Source organism: Zobellia alginiliquefaciens, from assembly GCF_029323795.1.
GTDB classification, from domain to species: Bacteria; Bacteroidota; Bacteroidia; order Flavobacteriales; family Flavobacteriaceae; genus Zobellia; species Zobellia alginiliquefaciens.
In genome coordinates, this window is record NZ_CP119758.1 from 4,401,232 (window position 1) to 4,419,629 (window position 18,398).

Here is an 18,398-nt window from a genome sequence, read left to right on the forward strand (position 1 = left end):
CCCCAATCTTACACCTAGTAAATCACACTTATGAAAAAAGTCCTCGTTATCACCTATTATTGGCCACCCGCTGGTGGTCCAGGTGTACAGAGGTGGTTAAAGTTTGTAAAATACCTTCAAGATTTTGAAGTTGAGCCTATTGTTTATATTCCTGAAAACCCACATTATCCCATTGAGGACGCTACCTTGGCATCAGAAATTCCGAAAAGTCTAAAAGTATATACCCAGCCCCTTTTTGAACCCTATGGATTGGCAAAAGTATTTTCTTCAAAAAAAACAAAACGGATAAGTTCGGGTATTATACAGACTAAGAACCAATCGTTTTTTGAAAAGATAATGTTATGGGTTAGGGGTAATTTTTTCATTCCTGATGCTAGAAAATATTGGATTAAGCCTTCTGTCAAATATTTAACGGAAGTTATATCCAAGGAAAATATAGACACTATAATTACTACAGGGCCACCTCACAGTGTACATTTAATAGGTAGGCAACTAAAGAAAGATGCAGGAGTTACGTGGTTGGCAGATTTTAGAGATCCTTGGACCTCTATTGGATATCATAAAGAGCTAAAGCTTACCCGTAGTTCGGAAAAAAAACATAAAGAATTAGAACGGGCTGTTTTAAACGAGGCCGATAGAATTTTGGTTACGAGCAACACTACAAAACTAGAATTTGAGGAGCTTACCAAACGACCCATTTCGGTAATCACCAATGGTTATGATTCAGACTATAGCGGTGATGCACATTTGGATCGTAATTTTACAATTTCGCACATTGGTTCTTTGTTGACCGGAAGAAATCCTAAAAACCTATGGAAGGTGCTTTCCCAGATTGCGGCAGAAGATGCTGTTTTTCGTGGTGACCTTCAATTAGAATTTATGGGAGTTGTTAGTCAAGATGTAATGGATTCCATGTATCGTTATGAGTTAGGACCCTACATAAAAATGTTGGGCTATGGTTCTCATGCAGAGGCTCAACGTAAGCAACAAAGGTCTCAACTCCTGTTAATGGTAGAAATAGATAGCGATGAGACCAAAGGGATAATACCCGGGAAACTTTTTGAATATATGGTTGCAAAAAGACCTATTTTGGCCATTGGTCCAGAAGGCTGGGAGGCAGGAGATATTATTAAGAATATGAACGCGGGTGAAGTTTTTGATTATAAAGCTCAAACTGAATTGAAGAAAACCATCCTTGAATGGTATACAGCATTTAAAAAAGGTAAGATTATTTCAGAATCTACGGATATTGAAAAATATAGCCGTAAGTCATTGACCCAAGAACTTTCTAAACTACTGTAATGGGATTGGTATTTAAACAATCACTCAATAACTCAATTATTACCTACCTAGGGTTTGGACTTGGGGCACTGAATACACTTGTGTTGTACTTGCAATTTATGGAACCCGAGTATTATGGTCTACTGCAAGTAGTCCTCTCTGCTTCCGTAGTTTTGATGCCTTTGCTCGCTTTTGGAGTTCCAAACACGCTTGTAAAATTCTATAGTGGCTTTAATGATGCTAAATCAACTGATGGTTTTTTGACCCTTATGTTATTCTTGCCTTTGGTTTTAATACTTCCTATTGCCGGTCTTACGTATGTGGTTAACGATACTATTGGAAATTTCCTATCCAAAGAGAACCCCATTGTAAAGGGGTACGTATGGCATATCTTTTTGATTGCTATGGTCATGGCTTATTTTGAAGTCTTTTATGCTTGGGCAAGGGTACATATGAAATCTGTGTTTGGTAATTTCATGAAAGAGATTTTTGGTAGGGTAGGGCAATCCACGCTTTTAATCCTTTTATATTTTGATGTGATATCTGTGACCTCGTTTATAGACGGACTTGTAGTGGTTTATATACTACGAATGTTGTTTATGAAGATTTATGCGTATACCTTACATAAACCTAGATTAATTTTTGATTTTCCGGAGAATACCCGAAAAATTCTTGTTTATAGTGCATTAATTATATTGGGGGGATCCGTAGCAATTGTACTTCTGGAAATAGATAAGGTAATGATCAATCAATTTATAAAGATTGAGAATGTAGCATATTATAGTGTGGCCAGTTTTATTGCTTTGGTCATAGCAGTTCCTTCACGCTCTATGCACCAGATAACCTATCCGCTTACAGCAGAACTTCTTAATAAGAACGATTTAGTAGGGTTGAGTAGGCTTTACCAAAAGAGTTCATTGACCTTGTACATCATTTCCGGCCTTCTATTTGCACTAATATTTCTGAGTTTGGATGATTTATACGAATTGTTACCGGATGCTTACCGCAATGGATATGTTATCTTTGTTTGGTTAGGACTGGCAAAACTCTATGACGCCATATTAGGAAACAATAATTCCATTTTATATAACTCGGATTATTACAAGGCAGTTTTGTATATGGGATTGTTTTTGGCCGTAGTTACCGTACTTTTAAATGTTTGGCTTATACCCGCATATGGTTTGGATGGTGCTGCAATTGCCAGTTTCTCTGCATTTTTTATCTACAATACTGTAAAAGTAATATATGTAAAAATGAAGTTCAATATGCTTCCGTTTACTAAAGAAACTGTTCAAACGTCTTTATTGTTAGGGGTAACTATTCTTGCTTTTTATTTTGTAAATCTTTCTTTTCATCCCATCGTAAACATAATTATAAAGAGTGCTGGTATCAGTATACTTTACATTGGAGTCTTGTATAAATTCAAGATTTCAGAAGATGTTTTTCAGCTCTTGTCTAAAGTATTTGGAAAAAAACAACAATAATTTTACCTTAAGCTTTCTAAATTATTAAGTAGTCCCCCAAAATGATTGATTTGCCTTTTATGGCTCTAATAGTTTTCATTAGAAGTAAGATTAAAAAATATGGGGTACAACATTAAAGGAAATCTAAGAGCTTGTTTGTATTTAGATATTTATGAGGCCTTAGATAACGTCCAAGTTCTAATTTATAAGGTCTTGGATGGGGTTGATGAATCCAATATACCCAAAAACCAGTTGCTTACACTTTCGGAAAATGCTATTGCTGCTAAGGAAAAGAGATGCTTAGGAACTGGCTTTACAGATGAAGACGGAAACTTCGGAATTAATATTTGTGACTTGTATGATGAGGGCGCAATAGAAATAGATCTGGTGGTTTCAGATAAGTTAACAACTCGCAAGAAAAGAAGTAATCGAATACAGTTTACGGCACGTCGCTTAAATCCTATATGGAGAAATAATAACGAGGTCAAGGAATTTAGCTGGAATTACAGCTTCAATTTTCAATTCTGGAGTCAAGTAAGGCAACAGTTTGATATTTGGACGATTCTAGGTAGTGTAAAATCTGCGGCGGATAAAAATATGGTCATTGATGGGGTGGTAGTTTCGGCTATTGACGTTGACTGGGTAAAGGACGATTTTTTGGGAAGTGCAGTTTCCGATAGTAATGGACAGTTTAGAATAGATTATAAAAGTATTGACTTCAAAAAAACTTATCTCTCTCCTCTTTTAAGTATTGAAACCCCAATATCTTCTATTCCCGGACCAGGAGTTTATTTTAAAATAACAACTTCTGAAGGTATTTTGTTATATGAGGAGAATAGAGCTATGGGTAAGACCCAAGAAAGGAGAAATATTCCGCGTTGTTTCATAATTGACTTGTATATTTAGGGTCAATTAAGATTTAAGGCTACTTTATTAGCCAACAACATTAGTACCTCAAATGAAAATACGCATTAAAGGTAATTCCATACGCATGCGAATTACTCAAACAGAAGTTTCTCAACTTTGTAAAACAGGGTATATTGAAGAAAAAACTCAATTTCCTCAAAATACCTTCACTTATGCTTTGAGTAGCATGGCAGATGCTCCTGAGTTAACGGCAAATTTTGAACAGAACAAAATAACCTTGGTTTTGCCTTCACAAATTATTGAAGGTTGGGAAAACAACAAAAAGATAGGGTTTAGCAATTCAATATTCCTGAATGACAAAAACAAGTTATCTCTTTTGGTAGAAAAAGATTTCACCTGTTTGGATGATAGAGGGGAAGATGAGTCCGATAATTATCCTAACCCTAAATTACAACACTAGAAATAGAATTTAGTATGCCTAATAAAGAATTCCATAGAAACGTAACAGTAATAGGTTCTGAAGATTTTTCAAATATTAAAATTACGGAGCCGGTTCGGTATGCCGCCGGAAAATTAGGAGTTACCGAGGCGTTGCGTCATGGATTTAAAGAAATGGGGGTTGTGCGATCTATGCGGGCATTCTTAGAGCTGAATCAAGAAGATGGTTTTGATTGCCCTAGCTGTGCATGGCCTAATCCCGAAAATCCATCGTCCGTTGCGGAATATTGTGAGAATGGAGCAAAAGCGGTTGCAGATGAAGCTACGACCCATAAAATAGACCGTGAATTCTTTAGAAAATATTCAGTTGAAGAACTGTCTAAACTTACGGAATATCAACTTAATAAATTCGGAAGAATAACGGAACCGCTTGTATTAAGACCGGGCAACGTAAACTATGAGCCTATTTCTTGGGAAGAAGCGTATGAGGTTATTTCTATAGAACTTCATAAATTGAATTCGCCCGACGATGCTATTTTTTATACTTCCGGGCGTTCTAGCAATGAAGCGGCTTATTTATACGGTATGTTTGCTCGTGCGTTAGGAACTAACAATATGCCAGATTGCTCCAATATGTGTCACGAATCTAGCGGTGTGGCTCTATCCGAAACATTGGGTATTGGTAAAGGTTCTGTAAAACTAGAGGATTTGTACGGAGCGGATGTTGTTATTGTTGCGGGCCAAAATCCTGGTACCAACCATCCACGAATGCTTTCGGCCCTAGAAAAGTGCAAAAAGAACGGTGGTAAAGTAATTAGTATAAACCCGTTGGAGGAATCCGGCTTAATCAATTTTAAAAATCCGCAGCATTTAAACGGGCTGATTGGAGGTGGAGAAGATTTAACGGATATACATTTGCAAGTGCGTATTAATCAAGATATAGCTTTAATGAAGCTAATTCTGAAAAAACTCGCAGCTTTAGATAAAAATGGGCAGAAAGTCTTTGACCATGATTTTTTAGTGGAATATGTTGAAGGTTATGATGCTCTTATTGAAGATTTTAAAAATTATGATGAATCAACCCTCTTGCGTCTCAGTGGTGTTAGTGAGGAGAAAATAAATGAAACAGTAGCACTTTTAGCCACCAGTAGTAATATAGTCGTTTGTTGGGCTATGGGGCTTACACAACATAAAAATGGTGTTGCTACCATTTGCGAATACCTGAATTTATTAATGCTAAAAGGGTCATTGGGGAAACCAAATGCAGGAACCTGCCCTGTACGCGGACATAGTAATGTGCAAGGTGACCGTAGTGTTGGGATTATGCATTTTGTAAATGAAGAATTGAATGCACGCATAAAACAACATTTGGGGTTTACGGCCCCTGATAAAGAAGGGGTTGACGTGGTAGGGGCCATTAAGGCAATGCATGATAAGGAAGGTAAAGTGTTTTTCTGCTTGGGCGGTAATTTTTTAATGGCCGCTTCAGATACGTTATACACTGCCGAAGCTGTGCAAAATTGCGAATTGACGGTTCAGGTGAGTACAAAACTGAACCGGTCTCACTTGGTTACAGGAAAAACCGCATTGATTTTACCAACTTTTGGACGTTCCGAAAAAGATATGAAAGACGGCACCCTTCGCTATCAGACTATGGAAGATAGTATGGGGCGTGTAAGACAATCCCGTGGCTTGCTAAAACCCACTTCTGAAAATATAAAGAGTGAACCTGAACTAATTGCCGAACTGGCCCATACATTTTTTGGAGGTAAGCATTCTGTTAAGTGGAAGGAAATGGGGGAGAACTATGACCTTATTCGTGAAAGTATAGACAAGGTAATCAAGGGTTTTGAAAATACAAAGGAGCGTTCTAAAGGAATAGGGTATTATTTACCGAACAATGTTCGTGATTTGGATTTTAGCATGTTACCTAATGGGCGTGCTCAATTAACCTTAAATCCGTTGCCAGAACACAGTTTGAATTCTGATGAATTTATGTTGATGACTATTAGATCCCATGATCAGTTCAATACCACTATTTATGGTATGGATGATAGGTACAGGGGTATTTATAATGAACGACGTGTGTTGTTCATGAATCCTGAGGATATGGAAAGGAAAGGTCTAAAGAAAAAAGACGTTATCAATATTAGTAGTACCTACGATGGAAAAGTGCGTACGGCAAATAAGTTTTTGGTTATACCTTATAATATTCCCTCTGGAGATTTGGCCGCTTATTATCCGGAAACCAATGTATTGATTCCACATGATCAATATGCGGACAAGAGTAAAACGCCAATCAGTAAATCTATTAAAGTAACTGTTGAAAAAGTTAGCTGATATTTTTATAAAACAAAACCCCCGCAGCAAATAAATCTACTGCGGGGGCAACAACTAACCAACCTAAAAACTATTTTTAATATCTTCTAGAACTTCTAGATGATGTGCTTCTTGATGAAGATGCCGTATTTCTGCTACTTCTGGAAGGAGCCTTGCTTACTGAGGTTCTTGACGAACTTCTTGTGCTAACACTACTTCTACTCTGAGAAGGGGATTTTCTTACAGTTCTATTTGTACTTCTATTATTTTGTGGACTTCTATAAGTCGTTGTGCTTCTTTTTACTGTTGTACTACGCGGAGACTTGGTTACCGTTCTTTTAGTAACGGTGTTACTAGCAGGTCTTCTTACTGTAGTAGATCGCTGTGTAACCGATTTATTCCTAGAAGGAGTTGTTGATCTTGATCTTACCGCTGTGCTTCTGTTCGTTATTTTTCCATTTTGGGTATTTGAACGTGTAGCACTACTTCTAGATATAGTTCTTCTTTTTGAATTATCTCGGCTTGCAATAGCTCTATTTGTTCTGATATTAGTGTTACTCCTATTAGAGACCGATCTATTGTTTCTAGAAGTACTATTCCTTACAGCTACTCTCCTGTCGTTTCTATAAATTTTAGATCTATTGCTTCGTACTTTATTATATCTGTGTGTTTTTCCTATTGTAGCGTAAGCACGTCTTTTATTATATCTATATGGATTGTAGTACGTATATCGAATAGGAGTGTAGTATCTTCTGTACGGCTTATTGAACACTAGGCTAAATCCAATTATAGGTCTAGCGAAAAAAGCATGGAAAGGTCTATACACATATCTTCTATTGTAAACGTTGATATAACCCGTGTGGTAATCATAAAGACCTCTTCTGTTATAGTATACATACATTCCCCCAACACTACGAACACGGTTGTTGCTATAGCTTATGTCTACATCCCCAACTTGGGTTACTCGTCCGTAATAGTCATAATAAATAGGAACGTTCTCAACTTGAATTACAGCTCCATAATCATCATACTGTGCATAAGGGCTATAATCATAACCGGAATTAAAGGTTACTCCATTACGACGACCAGTTACTCGGCTATCTATATAAAAATCGAATTCACCATCTGGATATACCGAAAACGTAATGCCATTCTCTACAAAAATGAATGAGTCGTTGTATCTATAAGCATTGCGTTCTGCAACCTTATCTTCAACTGTACTTGTGGCCATAGCACCAGAGGTGCCTAAAATAAGGACCGAAAAAAAGAGTAGTAAGTTTCTCATGATATAAGGTTTTTAATTTCTGAATGCTATTATTGACATTCGGGTAGTAGTATACAAACAGCATGCCAAAAACCACAACTCGCAATTAACATATTGGTAATCAGTAAGTTGTGTTTTTTTTAGATAGAGTTTTAAAATGAGAATAGGTAATCTTAGATAGTGCTTAGAAAAAACAAGATCCTATTTTCACAATCGGAAATAGGGTCTTGTTTTTTATACTATTTGATAATTATAGCTTCTCTTTAAGGTATTTAGCCGTAAAGGAGGCTTTACTCTTAATAATTTCTTCTGGAGTGCCTTCGGCTAGAAGTTGTCCACCATTTTCGCCACCTTCAGGTCCCAGGTCAATGATATAATCGGCACATTTTATTAGCTCAATATTATGTTCTATGACTATAACGGAATGCCCTTTAGAGATTAACGCATCAAAAGATTTCAATAATTTCTTAATATCATGAAAGTGTAAGCCTGTTGTGGGTTCGTCAAAAATAAAAAGGGCTTTATCTTTAGTTGTGCCTTTTACCAAGAATGAGGCAAGTTTAATTCGCTGTGCTTCACCACCTGAAAGCGTAGAGGAAGATTGCCCTAAAGTAACATAGCCTAAACCTACATCTTGTAGGGGCTTCAATTTATTTACAATTTTGGTTTGCTTGTGCCCATTAAAAAAAGAAATGGCATCATCAATGGTCATATTCAGGACATCATCAATACTGGCATCTTCGAACTTAACTTCCAGTACTTCCTTTTTAAAACGTTTACCATCGCAGGTATCACACTTTAAGTGAACGTCTGCCATGAACTGCATTTCCACTGTTATTTCCCCTTCGCCCTTACATTTTTCACATCGGCCTCCATCAACATTAAAAGAAAAGTGTTTGGCTTGGTAGGCCCTTATTTTACTAAGTTTTTGAGATGCAAATAAATTTCTTATATCATCATAAGCCTTTATATAGGTTACCGGGTTGGAGCGAGAAGACCGCCCAATGGGGTTTTGGTCAACAAATTCTACGTGTTTTATAGTCTTGTATTTGCCCTCTACCTTCGTAAACTGACCTGCTTTTTCACCGTATCCGCCAACTTCTTTAAGAATGATAGGGTATAACAGTTTTTTAACCAAAGTGCTTTTTCCACTACCGGAAACTCCAGTAATAACAGTGAGCATATTCAGAGGAAAAGTAACGTCTATATTCTTTAAGTTGTTTTCGCGGGCGCCCTTAATAGTAATGTAATCTGTAGATGTTCTTCTTTTGTTAGGTACCGCAATTTCTTCTTTTCCGTTTAAGTAGCTTGCAGTTAATGAAGCTGATTTTAGAACTTCAGTTAATGTGCCATGGGCAACTACTTCGCCACCATGGGTACCTGCTTCTGGGCCAATGTCTATAACTTCGTCCGCCGCTTTCATTATATCTTCATCGTGTTCTACAACAATCACCGTATTACCAAGGTCACGCAACGATTGCAGAACCTCAATTAGGTTTTCGGTATCTTTTGGATGAAGGCCAATACTTGGTTCATCTAAAATGTACATACTTCCTACCAGACTACTTCCCAATGATGTTGCGAGGTTGATACGTTGACTTTCCCCTCCTGAAAGTGTATTGGATTTTCGGTTCATGGTCAGGTAGCTTAATCCTACTTTATGAAGAAAACCTAATCTAGTGTTGATTTCCTTTAAAAGACGAGAAGCTATTTTTTCATCATATTTATCGAGGACTAATTCTTCAAAAAATGGGATCAGTTTTTTAATTGGCAATTCAACCAAGTCCGAGATATTTTTGCCGCCTACCTTAATATAGTCCGTTTCCTTTCTTAATCGTTTTCCGTGGCAGACTCCACACCTTGTTTTTCCGCGGTAACGAGAAAGCATTACCCTATTTTGTATTTTGTAACTTTTCTCTTCTAATTGCTCAAAGAATTTATTGAGTCCTATGAAGTGGTCGTTGCCATTCCAAACCAGTTGTTTTTGTTCTTCGGAGAGTTCAAACCAAGGTTTGTGAATAGGAAAATCAAACTTATAAGCGGAGTTTACAAGTTGGTCTCTATACCAGCCCATACTCTCACCACGCCAGGGAAACACGGCATTTTCATACACAGACAAAGCCGTATTGGGTACAACAAGGTCCTGATCAATACCAATAACATCTCCATAACCTTCACATTTTGGGCAGGCTCCATATGGGTTGTTAAAACTGAACAAATGCACATTGGGCTCCAAGAAAGACATGCCGTCTAACTCAAACTTGTTGCTGAATGGTGTTTGCTTTTGGGTAGATAGTTCTTCAATGGTACATTCACCTTTACCTTCAAAAAAAGCAGTATCAACCGCATTGGCCAAACGATTGTAAAAATCTTCATCGTCTTTTACAATAACTCGATCAACGACCAAATCAAAGTTTCTGCCAATATCATCCGGTACATTATCTATCCGAAGTACCTCATTATTATATTTTATTCTTGCATAACCCTGTTTAGATAATAATTGGAGAGATTTTAAGGTCTCTCTGTTTTCATCAATTGCAATTGGGGCCAACAGCAAGAGTTTGGTTCCCTCATCATAGGATTTTACATGTTCAACAACATCGGTAACCGTATTCTTTTTTACCTCACGACCAGAAATAGGGGATATGGTGCGCCCAATACGGGCATATAAAAGTTTTAAATAATCATAAATTTCTGTTGTGGTACCTACGGTAGATCTTGGATTGGTAGAGTTTACTTTTTGTTCTATGGCAATTGCAGGTGCTATACCTTTTATATAGTCAACCTTGGGTTTGTCCAATTTTCCTAAAAACTGTCTAGCATAGGAAGAAAGACTTTCTACATAACGCCTTTGACCTTCTGCGTATAACGTATCAAAGGCCAAGCTAGACTTTCCTGAACCAGAAAGCCCGGTAATAACTACAAGTTTATTACGAGGAATAACAACATCTATATTCTTTAAATTATGCAGTTTTGCACCTTTAATGATAATGTTGTGTTTAGGGTTTACATCTACTATTTCTGCCATGTTCTTGTCTAAGTTTGCAAAGATACGATATGAGGAATTCAATAACTAAAATTGTACGGATGGCATTAAAAAATGTGTGCATAACAACAGAAATTTTCAAAAGTCATTTAATTTTATCTATATTTGAACCCTAACAAAACGTTAATACGCCTATAGCATAAAATTACTTTTAGAAAGATTAAAACATTAACTACAAGACCTTTCCATAGGGAAGGCGTCTCGTTTTAACTATTAAAGTAATTGTTATGGATATATTGACAGAAGACTCCCTTCTTATTAAAAATTATGTTTCCGGTGATGAAAAAGCATTGGAAATTTTGATTGAAAAGCACAACCAACGGTTAAGCAGTTTCATTTATTCCAAAGTAAATAACCGTAATATTACCGAAGACATTTTTCAAGACACCTTTATTAAGGTAATTAAAACCCTTAGACGTGGTGCCTATAATGAAGAAGGTAAGTTTTTACCTTGGGTTATGCGTATTGCCCATAACCTTATTATAGACCATTTTAGAAAAAGTAGTCGCATGCCCATGTTTGACGGAGCGGATAGTTTTGATATTTTCTCTCTCATAGGAGATGACAAACTAAACGCAGAGCGTCAATTAATAAAAGACCAGATAGATTGTGATTTAGAAGTTCTTGTGGCGGAGTTGCCCGCAGATCAGAGAGAAGTTTTGATTATGCGTATATATAAGGATATGAGTTTCAAAGAAATTTCCGAAAATACGGGTGTAAGTATTAATACCGCTTTGGGAAGAATGCGTTATGCATTGATAAACCTTAGGAAGATTATTGATCAACACAATATTGTTTTAACGAATTAATAAGCGGTAGGTCGAACCGATTCATTATATTTACCTTGGTGGCGTTATACTTCTGTAACAATACTAAAATAGATATGGGAAAAATTTACGCTACAGAATCGGACAAATGTAGATTGGCTAAAGCAAAACCTTCAACAGTTAAATTTCTATTGGATTATTCAAAGGCATTAGAGATTACAGAAGCAAAAGGCCTACAATTCGAATCGAATTTGAACTAGCACTAGTTCTTTTAAAGTATATATAGCCCTGGCAATTTAATTTGCCGGGGCTTTTTTGTAGGAAATAACCAACTATACTTACTGTCTTTATAGCACATACTATATGTTATCTCCCATTTATTATAAAGCAACTTATTATTACAGCACTTTCAGGCTATTCTTCAGAAGTCTGATTTTGTGTGGCTAACGCACTACATTGCATTTTATTTTGCAGAAAAATAGAAAAGTAGCTTTTCACATCAAAAACTGGCGGTTTTACAACAATGTTTTTTTCTAGAGGCCTCTATTATCTAGTTTTATATCATAATTAACAACAAGGTCATCCACCAAAGGATAAAAATAGAACTCTAATTAACTAAATAACGAAAAGCCTTTCTTCAGAAAGTCTCAAGTCAAAAACTAAAAACCCTACACCATGAGCTCACAAATCGAAGATTCAGTACTAGTAAGAGATTATATCAGCGGAGATGAAAAAGCGCTTGAAATCTTAATCAACCGTCACAACCAAAGAATTTCTAGTTTTATTTATTCAAAGGTTCTAGATAGAGACGTTACTGAAGATATCTTTCAAGATACCTTTATTAAGGTGATAAAAACTTTAAAAAGAGGTTCGTATAGTGAAGAAGGTAAATTTTTACCGTGGGTAATGCGTATAGCACATAACTTGATTATTGATCACTTCAGAAAGAACAAAAGAATGCCAATGTTTGAAGGTAGTGATGACTTCAATATCTTTTCAGTAATTGGGGATGATAAGTTAAATGCAGAAAAGCAAATTATAAAAGATCAGATTACATCAGACTTAAAGCACTTGATCGAGGAGTTACCGGATGATCAAAAAGAAGTTTTAGTAATGCGTATCTATAAAGATATGAGCTTTAAGGAAATCTCTGAAAATACAGGGGTAAGTATCAATACTGCCTTAGGTAGAATGCGTTACGCTCTTATTAATCTTAGAAAAATTATAGATAAGCATAACATTGTTTTAACGAATTAATAGATCGCTAATAATTTTTGACAATATTTCCATTCTAGTTGCGTTATCCTTTGTATAACAATACTACTATTATGGAAAAAATTTACTCTGAGAACCTTGAAAGAGGTAAAGCTATACAAGCAACAAAAGAAACTATCAACTTTTTGCTGAGTTTTTCAAAGCAATTTCATATTGTTGAATACAAGAATTTTCAATTTGAAAATAGCTTGAACTAATATTATTACTAAGACTCGATTTTTTTGCGGGTCTTTTTTGCTTTGTAATAATTGTCTATCACAGTTTTTCTGCCAATAGTTTTGGTAATGATGTCATTGTCTAAATTCCATCCTCTGGCCGGGGAATATTCTCTACCGTACCAGATAATCTGAAGATGCAAGTCGTTCCAAATTTCTTTTGGAAATAAGCGTTTGGCATCTTTTTCAGTTTGAACTACATTTTTACCGTTTGTAAATCCCCAGCGGTACATTAATCTGTGGATATGAGTATCTACGGGAAATGCTGGTATCCCAAAAGCTTGCGACACCACTACACTTGCAGTTTTATGCCCTACAGCGGGAAATTCTTCTAAAAGTTCAATTTCTTGTGGTACCACACCATCATATTTTTCAATCAATATTTTAGATAGACCATGAATCCCTTTTGATTTCATTGGAGAAAGTCCTACGGGCTTTATAATTTCACGAATCTCTTCTACGGACAATTTTACCATATCATAAGGGTTGTCTGCTTTTTCAAATAAAAGAGGTGTAATTTGGTTAACTCGCACATCTGTACTTTGGGCGGACATGAGTACGGCTATTAATAAAGTATAGGGGTCTTTATGGTCTAATGGAACCGGAATGGATGGATAAATTTCTCTAAGGGTTTTAATAGTAAAATCAACCTTTTCCGCTTTTGTCATTTTTGTCTAATTTTAGCAATGAAAATAGAAACACAAAATAAAGAAGTGCTATGAACACATTGCAAGTAGGAGACAAAGTACCCGATTTTTCATCGAAAGACCAAGACGGAAATACAATTAAATTATCTGATTTTAAAGGTAAGAAGTTAATTGTATTTTTTTATCCAAAAGCTAGTACACCAGGTTGTACTGCTGAAGCATGTAACTTACGAGATAATTATGCCGATCTTCAGGCTGAAGGGTATGAATTATTGGGAGTTAGTGCGGATTCCGAAAAAAGACAGACCAACTTTAAGAAGAAATATGATTTTCCATTTCCTTTATTGGCAGATGAAGACCACACTGTAATCAACACTTTTGGTGTTTGGGGACCTAAAAAGTTCATGGGCCGTGAATACGATGGTATCCATAGAAAAACGTTTCTTGTAGATGGTGATGCAATTGTAACTAAGGTAATTGACAAAGTAAAAACCAAGGACCACGCGACTCAATTGCTTGAAGAATAAGTAGATTTTGATGCTTTTAAAAAGTAAATTCATAAAAAAGGGGCCTAAGCCCCTTTTTAAATTCTATTCTACTTTGTCTTCTTTTGGTTTTACTAACTTCCTGGTAAACAGGTTCTCATCCTTAATAATCTGAGGAATACCTTCAGGTAACATTTCTTCCCATCCTTCTTCATCATTGATGAGTTTTTTAAGCGCATCTCTTGAGAAAATATGCATAATCTCAGGATCGTAATCTATAATGTCCATTACCTTACCGTTGTACTTAAAGAATTTGTACAACTCTTTCATTCTTGGGTGAACCTTTATATTGTTGCTGGTCATAATCTGACCGGTTTCGGCATTTTTCATTGGGTAGAGGTAAACCTGTAACTCTTTAAAGAACAGCTTACCAAAAGCCTCTAAGATTCCACCGGATAAATGTCTGTAGTATTTCTCGTCAAAAATATCTACCAAGTTGTTTACTCCCATAGTAAGACCAATTTTGGCCTTTGTATATCTATTAAAGTACTCTACTAGTTTAAAATATTCCTGAAATTTAGAGATCATTACCGTATGGCCAAGAGAACAAAGCAGTTCGGCACGATCCATAAAATCTTGTTCATCTATTTCTCCGGAAGCTTTTAGGTTGGAAAGGGTTATTTCAAAAATAACCATGGTACTTTCTTGATTAACGGCCGGGTCGCGAATAAAAATATCGTACGATTTATGGAACATATCCATATTTACCTTGGTAACCGGCCTAAAGCTTCCGCGCAGCGCCAATATATTTTTTTTGTAAAGTGCAGCAGCAGGCAAGAAGTTATTTCCATCAGGACCGAACATAACTGCATCGGTCATATCGTTTCTGATCAACTGAAGACTCATTAGTCGATTGTCAACCTCTTTAAAATTAGGCCCTGAAAAGTTTACCATATCAATCTCTACGGTATCCTTATCAATATGATCATAAAGATATTTCAGCATTTTCCTTGGTTTATGGTACTTATAAAAAGCACCATAAATTAAGTTAACACCTAGAATACCTAAAGTTTCTTGTTGTAAGCGTGCTTCGTTCTGTTTAAAACGAATGTGCAATATAATTTCGTCCAACTCCTTTTGGTTAGGATCCAACTGAAAACGGATGCCTACCCAACCATGACCTTTGTATCGTTTGGAAAAATCTATGGTAGCCACTGTATTGGCGTACGAAAAGAAAAGACGTTCTGGGTGTGTTTCGCGACTAATACGCTCTTCCATAAGGGTCATCTCATGAGAAAGCATTTTTTTCAATCTTGATTGCGTTACATATCGGCCATCATCTTCAATACCATAAATAGCATCGCTAAAATCCTTGTCATAGGCACTCATCGCTTTGGCAATGGTTCCAGAAGCACCTCCGGAGCGAAAGAAGTGCCGTGCCGTTTCTTGGCCCGCACCAATCTCCGAATACGTTCCGTAAATGTCAGGATTTAGGTTAATTCTCAAAGTTTTCGCTTTGATGGAAGGGATATTCTCAAATACCGTATCTCGTTTTAAAACTGAAGCCATTTGTCCGATTTTGCTTTTAACAAAGTTAACAAGATCGGGTTACCTATTAAATTTTTTAGTTATAAATTTGACTCTAGATGAACGATGCGTTAAAAATTACTTTTTTGGGTACGGGCACTTCACAGGGAATCCCAGTAATAGGCAGTAATCACCCAGTTTGCAATAGTGATGACCCAAGAGATAAAAGACTCCGTGTTTCTGCATTGGTTTCATGGGGTAACTGTAATTATGTTATTGATTGCGGGCCTGATTTTAGACAACAAATGCTTACAAACCAGGTGACTACCTTAGATGGCATTTTTTTTACCCATGAGCATTCTGATCATACCGCCGGTTTAGATGATATTAGACCTTATTTTTTTAGACAGGGCGATGTACCAATTTATGCGCACGAACGAGTGGCGGACTCTCTTAAAAAACGCTTTGATTATATTTTTGCTGATGAAAACAGGTACCCTGGCGCCCCGGCAGTAGCCGTCAATCTTGTAGATAAGGATACCCCTTTTATCGTTGGAGATGTAAAGGTGATTCCTATTGAAGCTAGTCACAATCGTATTAAAGTACTTGGTTTTCGCATTAAGGACTTTACGTATTTAACCGATGTTAAGACAATTACAGACGAGGAAGCGGAAAAAGTAAAAAACAGTAAGGTTTTGGTTGTGAACGCGCTTCGGGAGGAGCCTCATCATTCCCATTTTAACCTAGAAGAGGCTTTGGAGTTTATAGAGGAGATGAATCCGGATATAGCTTACCTCACTCATATTAGCCATATGTTGGGGTTTCATGCCGAAGTTGAGAAAAAATTGCCTAAAAATGTACATTTGGCATACGATAATCTAACCATTACAGTTTAAATTACAAACCATATTTATTTATGAAAAGTAGAATCGTTTTTTATCTATTGATTTTTGTATCACTTATTTGCCTTTATCTTTTTGTGAGCAATGGAAAGATGGCTACAGTTAAAGATGAGCGTATCGCTAAGCTGGAAGCTGAAATAGATCAGTTAAAAGACTCGGTGCAAGATGCAAAATTAAAGGTGTTGGAAATGCAATACTTTTCCTTGGAAAACAATGATGATGCTTTGGCGTATTACGATCACTTGCAGCTGGAAAACCCATCTAGATATATTGCTGATAAGTTGCTTGAGACCAACGAAAGTAAAGGTGATAACCCTTTAGTGCCTTACGAGGGGATGGAAAGCGATTTTAAAATCAATAAAATCAAAGTGCTAAACCACAAATGGATTCTAACGGATTTTTCCGATGGAAAATATTGGGGAGAACTTTTAATTAAGTACGAGCTTAAAGATGATTTAGGCGTAGATTTCACTATGCTAGACCATTTGCTGTATACCCGCAGCGAATAGTTTAGATTTTATCTGCCAACCACTTCTTAAAGGAATAGAAGTTTTGAGGAGCAACGCCATGACCTACGGGGAATTCCTCATAAACATGGTCAATGTTCAAATTCTTTAGAAATTCTGGTGCACGTTGTGCCCATTCCGGTGGAATAACTTGGTCTACTTGGCCGTGTGAAGCATATATTTTTAAACCGGAATGATCTTGGTCTTCAAACCCACCCTTTAAAATAGCTTCATTGATATAACCACTTAATGCGATTACATTTTTAATTTTCTCTGGGTAGGAAAGCGCAACTGCATAACTTAGAATGGTACCTTGGCTAAAACCTAAAATGGTAACACGTTCTGCATCCAGAGCATAGGTGGCACAGGCTTCATCTATAAAAGCGACAATCTTGTCCCGAGAAGATTTTGCTTGCTCATCATCACTCCATTTACCTTGCTGGGCATCAAAATTAATAGCATACCAGGCATTTCCATAAGGTTCCATAGGGTAGGGCGCCCGTACTGAAATCACACAAAGTTCTTCGGGTAGTTCCGGCGCAAAAGAAAATAAGTCTTCTTCATTGCTGCCATAACCATGAAACATAAATAAAACGGGAGGTTTTCCCTCGGTCAATGAAGATGGTCTGATGAGATGTTCTAGGGATAGGGGAGCTGTTGTCATTATATAAATTTAAGCCATTTTTGAATCAAGCCTCCAACAAGAGGCACGGATTGTCTTTTTTCTTGTAAAGCGCCAATAAAACCATACCACCAAAGTACAAAATAGCAAATGTATAGCCCGTACCAGGCATATTGATTAAACCATTGGCTAAGAAATAAAGCGAAACCTAAGAAGAATAAATGTAACCCAAGAGCTTGACGAATATGAAATCTGGCAAACTCATTTCTAGTTTCGGAGTTCATACTCAGGGCTATAAGCGAGCCTATTAAAGTAAAATAAGCCGTTAAGGCGGCAGTTTTTCCTTCTTTTACTGTGTTCATGGAGCCAAAGTTAACGTAAGCGATAGTCTTGCACAAAAAAAAGAGACCTTGTTCCGGTCTCTTTTATCTTATACTTTAAAGATTAATTTATCCGATATCACCTACCAAAGGAATCTTTTCCACTTTACCGTTCATGGCGTTTAGAGCGCCTATGATAGCTAGGATCAATCCTACGTATTGCAGATAACCCAACAAACCTATACCGGTAAACATAATTAAAAGTTTTGCGATAAAGCCTACCACTATGCCTGTAATCCATGCCCTAAGTGCTTGTCCTATATGAAAAGTAGCGAATTCATTATTCTTACTTCGGTTCATAAAGTAAGCAGCAAGGGTTCCTAAAAGAGTGATATAGCTAATGATGGCTATCGTTTTTCCATCTTCAATTGTATTGTGGTTCATACTGGGTTGG

The 18,398-nt window shown here is 36.6% G+C and carries 17 protein-coding genes; 10 read left to right on the plus strand and 7 right to left on the minus strand.

What is annotated here, in order from left to right:
• Nucleotides 1–30: 30 nt before the first annotated feature.
• The 5 genes from P0077_RS17990 to P0077_RS18010 all read left to right on the plus strand — a co-directional run bounded on the left by P0077_RS17990 (nt 31) and on the right by P0077_RS18010 (nt 6,389).
• Nucleotides 31–1,302 (plus strand): glycosyltransferase, encoded by a 1,272-nt coding sequence (locus P0077_RS17990; RefSeq protein WP_276166589.1) that lies wholly within the window; start codon nt 31–33, stop codon nt 1,300–1,302.
• Nucleotides 1,302–2,765, plus strand: coding sequence for a lipopolysaccharide biosynthesis protein (locus P0077_RS17995; protein ID WP_276166590.1), 1,464 nt, complete (start codon nt 1,302–1,304; stop codon nt 2,763–2,765). Before P0077_RS17990 ends, P0077_RS17995 begins: the two co-directional genes overlap by 1 nt.
• A 99-nt stretch (nt 2,766–2,864) precedes the next feature.
• Nucleotides 2,865–3,650, plus strand: a complete 786-nt coding sequence (locus P0077_RS18000; protein WP_276166591.1) for a peptidase associated/transthyretin-like domain-containing protein — start codon at nt 2,865–2,867, stop codon at nt 3,648–3,650.
• Nucleotides 3,651–3,702: 52 nt separating this feature from the next.
• Nucleotides 3,703–4,071 carry a DUF7009 family protein gene (locus P0077_RS18005; RefSeq protein WP_276166592.1) on the plus strand — a complete coding sequence of 123 codons (369 nt, stop codon included), beginning with the start codon at nt 3,703–3,705 and terminating at the stop codon, nt 4,069–4,071.
• A gap of 14 nt (nt 4,072–4,085) precedes the next feature.
• Complete coding sequence (locus P0077_RS18010; protein ID WP_276166593.1) at nt 4,086–6,389, plus strand: FdhF/YdeP family oxidoreductase; 2,304 nt, start codon at nt 4,086–4,088, stop codon at nt 6,387–6,389.
• A gap of 76 nt (nt 6,390–6,465) precedes the next feature.
• Here P0077_RS18010 and P0077_RS18015 read toward each other — a convergent pair whose 3' ends face one another.
• Nucleotides 6,466–7,653, minus strand: coding sequence for a hypothetical protein (locus P0077_RS18015; protein ID WP_276166594.1), 1,188 nt, complete (start codon nt 7,651–7,653; stop codon nt 6,466–6,468).
• 229 nt (nt 7,654–7,882) lie between these two features.
• Nucleotides 7,883–10,660, minus strand: a complete 2,778-nt coding sequence (uvrA, locus tag P0077_RS18020) for an excinuclease ABC subunit UvrA (protein ID WP_276166595.1) — start codon at nt 10,658–10,660, stop codon at nt 7,883–7,885.
• Nucleotides 10,661–10,905: 245 nt separating this feature from the next.
• On the opposite strand from uvrA, the gene P0077_RS18025 reads away from it, so the two are divergent.
• Nucleotides 10,906–11,487: a sigma-70 family RNA polymerase sigma factor gene (locus P0077_RS18025; protein ID WP_276166596.1), complete on the plus strand. Its 582-nt coding sequence runs from the start codon at nt 10,906–10,908 to the stop codon at nt 11,485–11,487.
• Between the two features lie 633 nt (nt 11,488–12,120).
• The gene (locus P0077_RS18030; protein WP_276166597.1) at nt 12,121–12,702 is read left to right on the plus strand and encodes an RNA polymerase sigma factor; all 582 of its coding nucleotides are present in this window, start codon (nt 12,121–12,123) and stop codon (nt 12,700–12,702) included.
• Between the two features lie 223 nt (nt 12,703–12,925).
• Here the strand turns inward: P0077_RS18030 and P0077_RS18035 are convergent, their stop codons facing one another.
• Nucleotides 12,926–13,603 carry an endonuclease III domain-containing protein gene (locus tag P0077_RS18035; protein WP_276166598.1) on the minus strand — a complete coding sequence of 226 codons (678 nt, stop codon included), beginning with the start codon at nt 13,601–13,603 and terminating at the stop codon, nt 12,926–12,928.
• A gap of 50 nt (nt 13,604–13,653) precedes the next feature.
• Here P0077_RS18035 and bcp point away from each other — a divergent pair, with 50 nt between their 5' ends.
• Nucleotides 13,654–14,109 carry a thioredoxin-dependent thiol peroxidase gene (bcp, locus tag P0077_RS18040; RefSeq protein ID WP_276166599.1) on the plus strand — a complete coding sequence of 152 codons (456 nt, stop codon included), beginning with the start codon at nt 13,654–13,656 and terminating at the stop codon, nt 14,107–14,109.
• A 63-nt stretch (nt 14,110–14,172) separates the two neighbouring features.
• On the opposite strand, the gene P0077_RS18045 is transcribed toward bcp, so the two are convergent.
• Nucleotides 14,173–15,636 carry a TonB-dependent receptor gene (locus P0077_RS18045; RefSeq protein WP_276166600.1) on the minus strand — a complete coding sequence of 488 codons (1,464 nt, stop codon included), beginning with the start codon at nt 15,634–15,636 and terminating at the stop codon, nt 14,173–14,175.
• 77 nt (nt 15,637–15,713) lie between these two features.
• Between P0077_RS18045 and P0077_RS18050 the strand changes: the two genes are divergently transcribed.
• Nucleotides 15,714–16,490 carry an MBL fold metallo-hydrolase gene (locus tag P0077_RS18050; protein WP_276166601.1) on the plus strand — a complete coding sequence of 259 codons (777 nt, stop codon included), beginning with the start codon at nt 15,714–15,716 and terminating at the stop codon, nt 16,488–16,490.
• A gap of 20 nt (nt 16,491–16,510) precedes the next feature.
• Nucleotides 16,511–17,005: a hydrolase gene (locus tag P0077_RS18055; protein ID WP_276166602.1), complete on the plus strand. Its 495-nt coding sequence runs from the start codon at nt 16,511–16,513 to the stop codon at nt 17,003–17,005.
• Nucleotide 17,006: 1 nt separating this feature from the next.
• Here P0077_RS18055 and P0077_RS18060 read toward each other — a convergent pair whose 3' ends face one another.
• The 3 genes from P0077_RS18060 to P0077_RS18070 all read right to left on the minus strand — a co-directional run bounded on the left by P0077_RS18060 (nt 17,007) and on the right by P0077_RS18070 (nt 18,388).
• Nucleotides 17,007–17,666 carry an alpha/beta hydrolase gene (locus P0077_RS18060; RefSeq protein WP_276166603.1) on the minus strand — a complete coding sequence of 220 codons (660 nt, stop codon included), beginning with the start codon at nt 17,664–17,666 and terminating at the stop codon, nt 17,007–17,009.
• Nucleotides 17,666–17,986 (minus strand): hypothetical protein, encoded by a 321-nt coding sequence (locus P0077_RS18065; protein WP_194527125.1) that lies wholly within the window; start codon nt 17,984–17,986, stop codon nt 17,666–17,668. Before P0077_RS18065 ends, P0077_RS18060 begins: the two co-directional genes overlap by 1 nt.
• A gap of 87 nt (nt 17,987–18,073) precedes the next feature.
• Nucleotides 18,074–18,388, minus strand: coding sequence for a magnetosome magnetite crystal formation protein family (locus tag P0077_RS18070; RefSeq protein WP_276166604.1), 315 nt, complete (start codon nt 18,386–18,388; stop codon nt 18,074–18,076).
• Nucleotides 18,389–18,398 lie beyond the last annotated feature (10 nt).

Bases quoted from the DNA above. Each gene is read 5' to 3' on its own strand.
- P0077_RS17990 (WP_276166589.1), top strand. From the start codon at position 31: ATGAAAAAAGTCCTCGTTATCACCTATTATTGGCCACCCGCTGGTGGT.
- P0077_RS17995 (WP_276166590.1), top strand. From the start codon at position 1,302: ATGGGATTGGTATTTAAACAATCACTCAATAACTCAATTATTACCTAC.
- P0077_RS18000 (WP_276166591.1), top strand. From the start codon at position 2,865: ATGGGGTACAACATTAAAGGAAATCTAAGAGCTTGTTTGTATTTAGAT.
- P0077_RS18005 (WP_276166592.1), top strand. From the start codon at position 3,703: ATGAAAATACGCATTAAAGGTAATTCCATACGCATGCGAATTACTCAA.
- P0077_RS18010 (WP_276166593.1), top strand. From the start codon at position 4,086: ATGCCTAATAAAGAATTCCATAGAAACGTAACAGTAATAGGTTCTGAA.
- P0077_RS18015 (WP_276166594.1), bottom strand. From the start codon at position 7,653: ATGAGAAACTTACTACTCTTTTTTTCGGTCCTTATTTTAGGCACCTCT.
- uvrA (WP_276166595.1), bottom strand. From the start codon at position 10,660: ATGGCAGAAATAGTAGATGTAAACCCTAAACACAACATTATCATTAAA.
- P0077_RS18025 (WP_276166596.1), top strand. From the start codon at position 10,906: ATGGATATATTGACAGAAGACTCCCTTCTTATTAAAAATTATGTTTCC.
- P0077_RS18030 (WP_276166597.1), top strand. From the start codon at position 12,121: ATGAGCTCACAAATCGAAGATTCAGTACTAGTAAGAGATTATATCAGC.
- P0077_RS18035 (WP_276166598.1), bottom strand. From the start codon at position 13,603: ATGACAAAAGCGGAAAAGGTTGATTTTACTATTAAAACCCTTAGAGAA.
- bcp (WP_276166599.1), top strand. From the start codon at position 13,654: ATGAACACATTGCAAGTAGGAGACAAAGTACCCGATTTTTCATCGAAA.
- P0077_RS18045 (WP_276166600.1), bottom strand. From the start codon at position 15,636: ATGGCTTCAGTTTTAAAACGAGATACGGTATTTGAGAATATCCCTTCC.
- P0077_RS18050 (WP_276166601.1), top strand. From the start codon at position 15,714: ATGAACGATGCGTTAAAAATTACTTTTTTGGGTACGGGCACTTCACAG.
- P0077_RS18055 (WP_276166602.1), top strand. From the start codon at position 16,511: ATGAAAAGTAGAATCGTTTTTTATCTATTGATTTTTGTATCACTTATT.
- P0077_RS18060 (WP_276166603.1), bottom strand. From the start codon at position 17,666: ATGACAACAGCTCCCCTATCCCTAGAACATCTCATCAGACCATCTTCA.
- P0077_RS18065 (WP_194527125.1), bottom strand. From the start codon at position 17,986: ATGAACACAGTAAAAGAAGGAAAAACTGCCGCCTTAACGGCTTATTTT.
- P0077_RS18070 (WP_276166604.1), bottom strand. From the start codon at position 18,388: ATGAACCACAATACAATTGAAGATGGAAAAACGATAGCCATCATTAGC.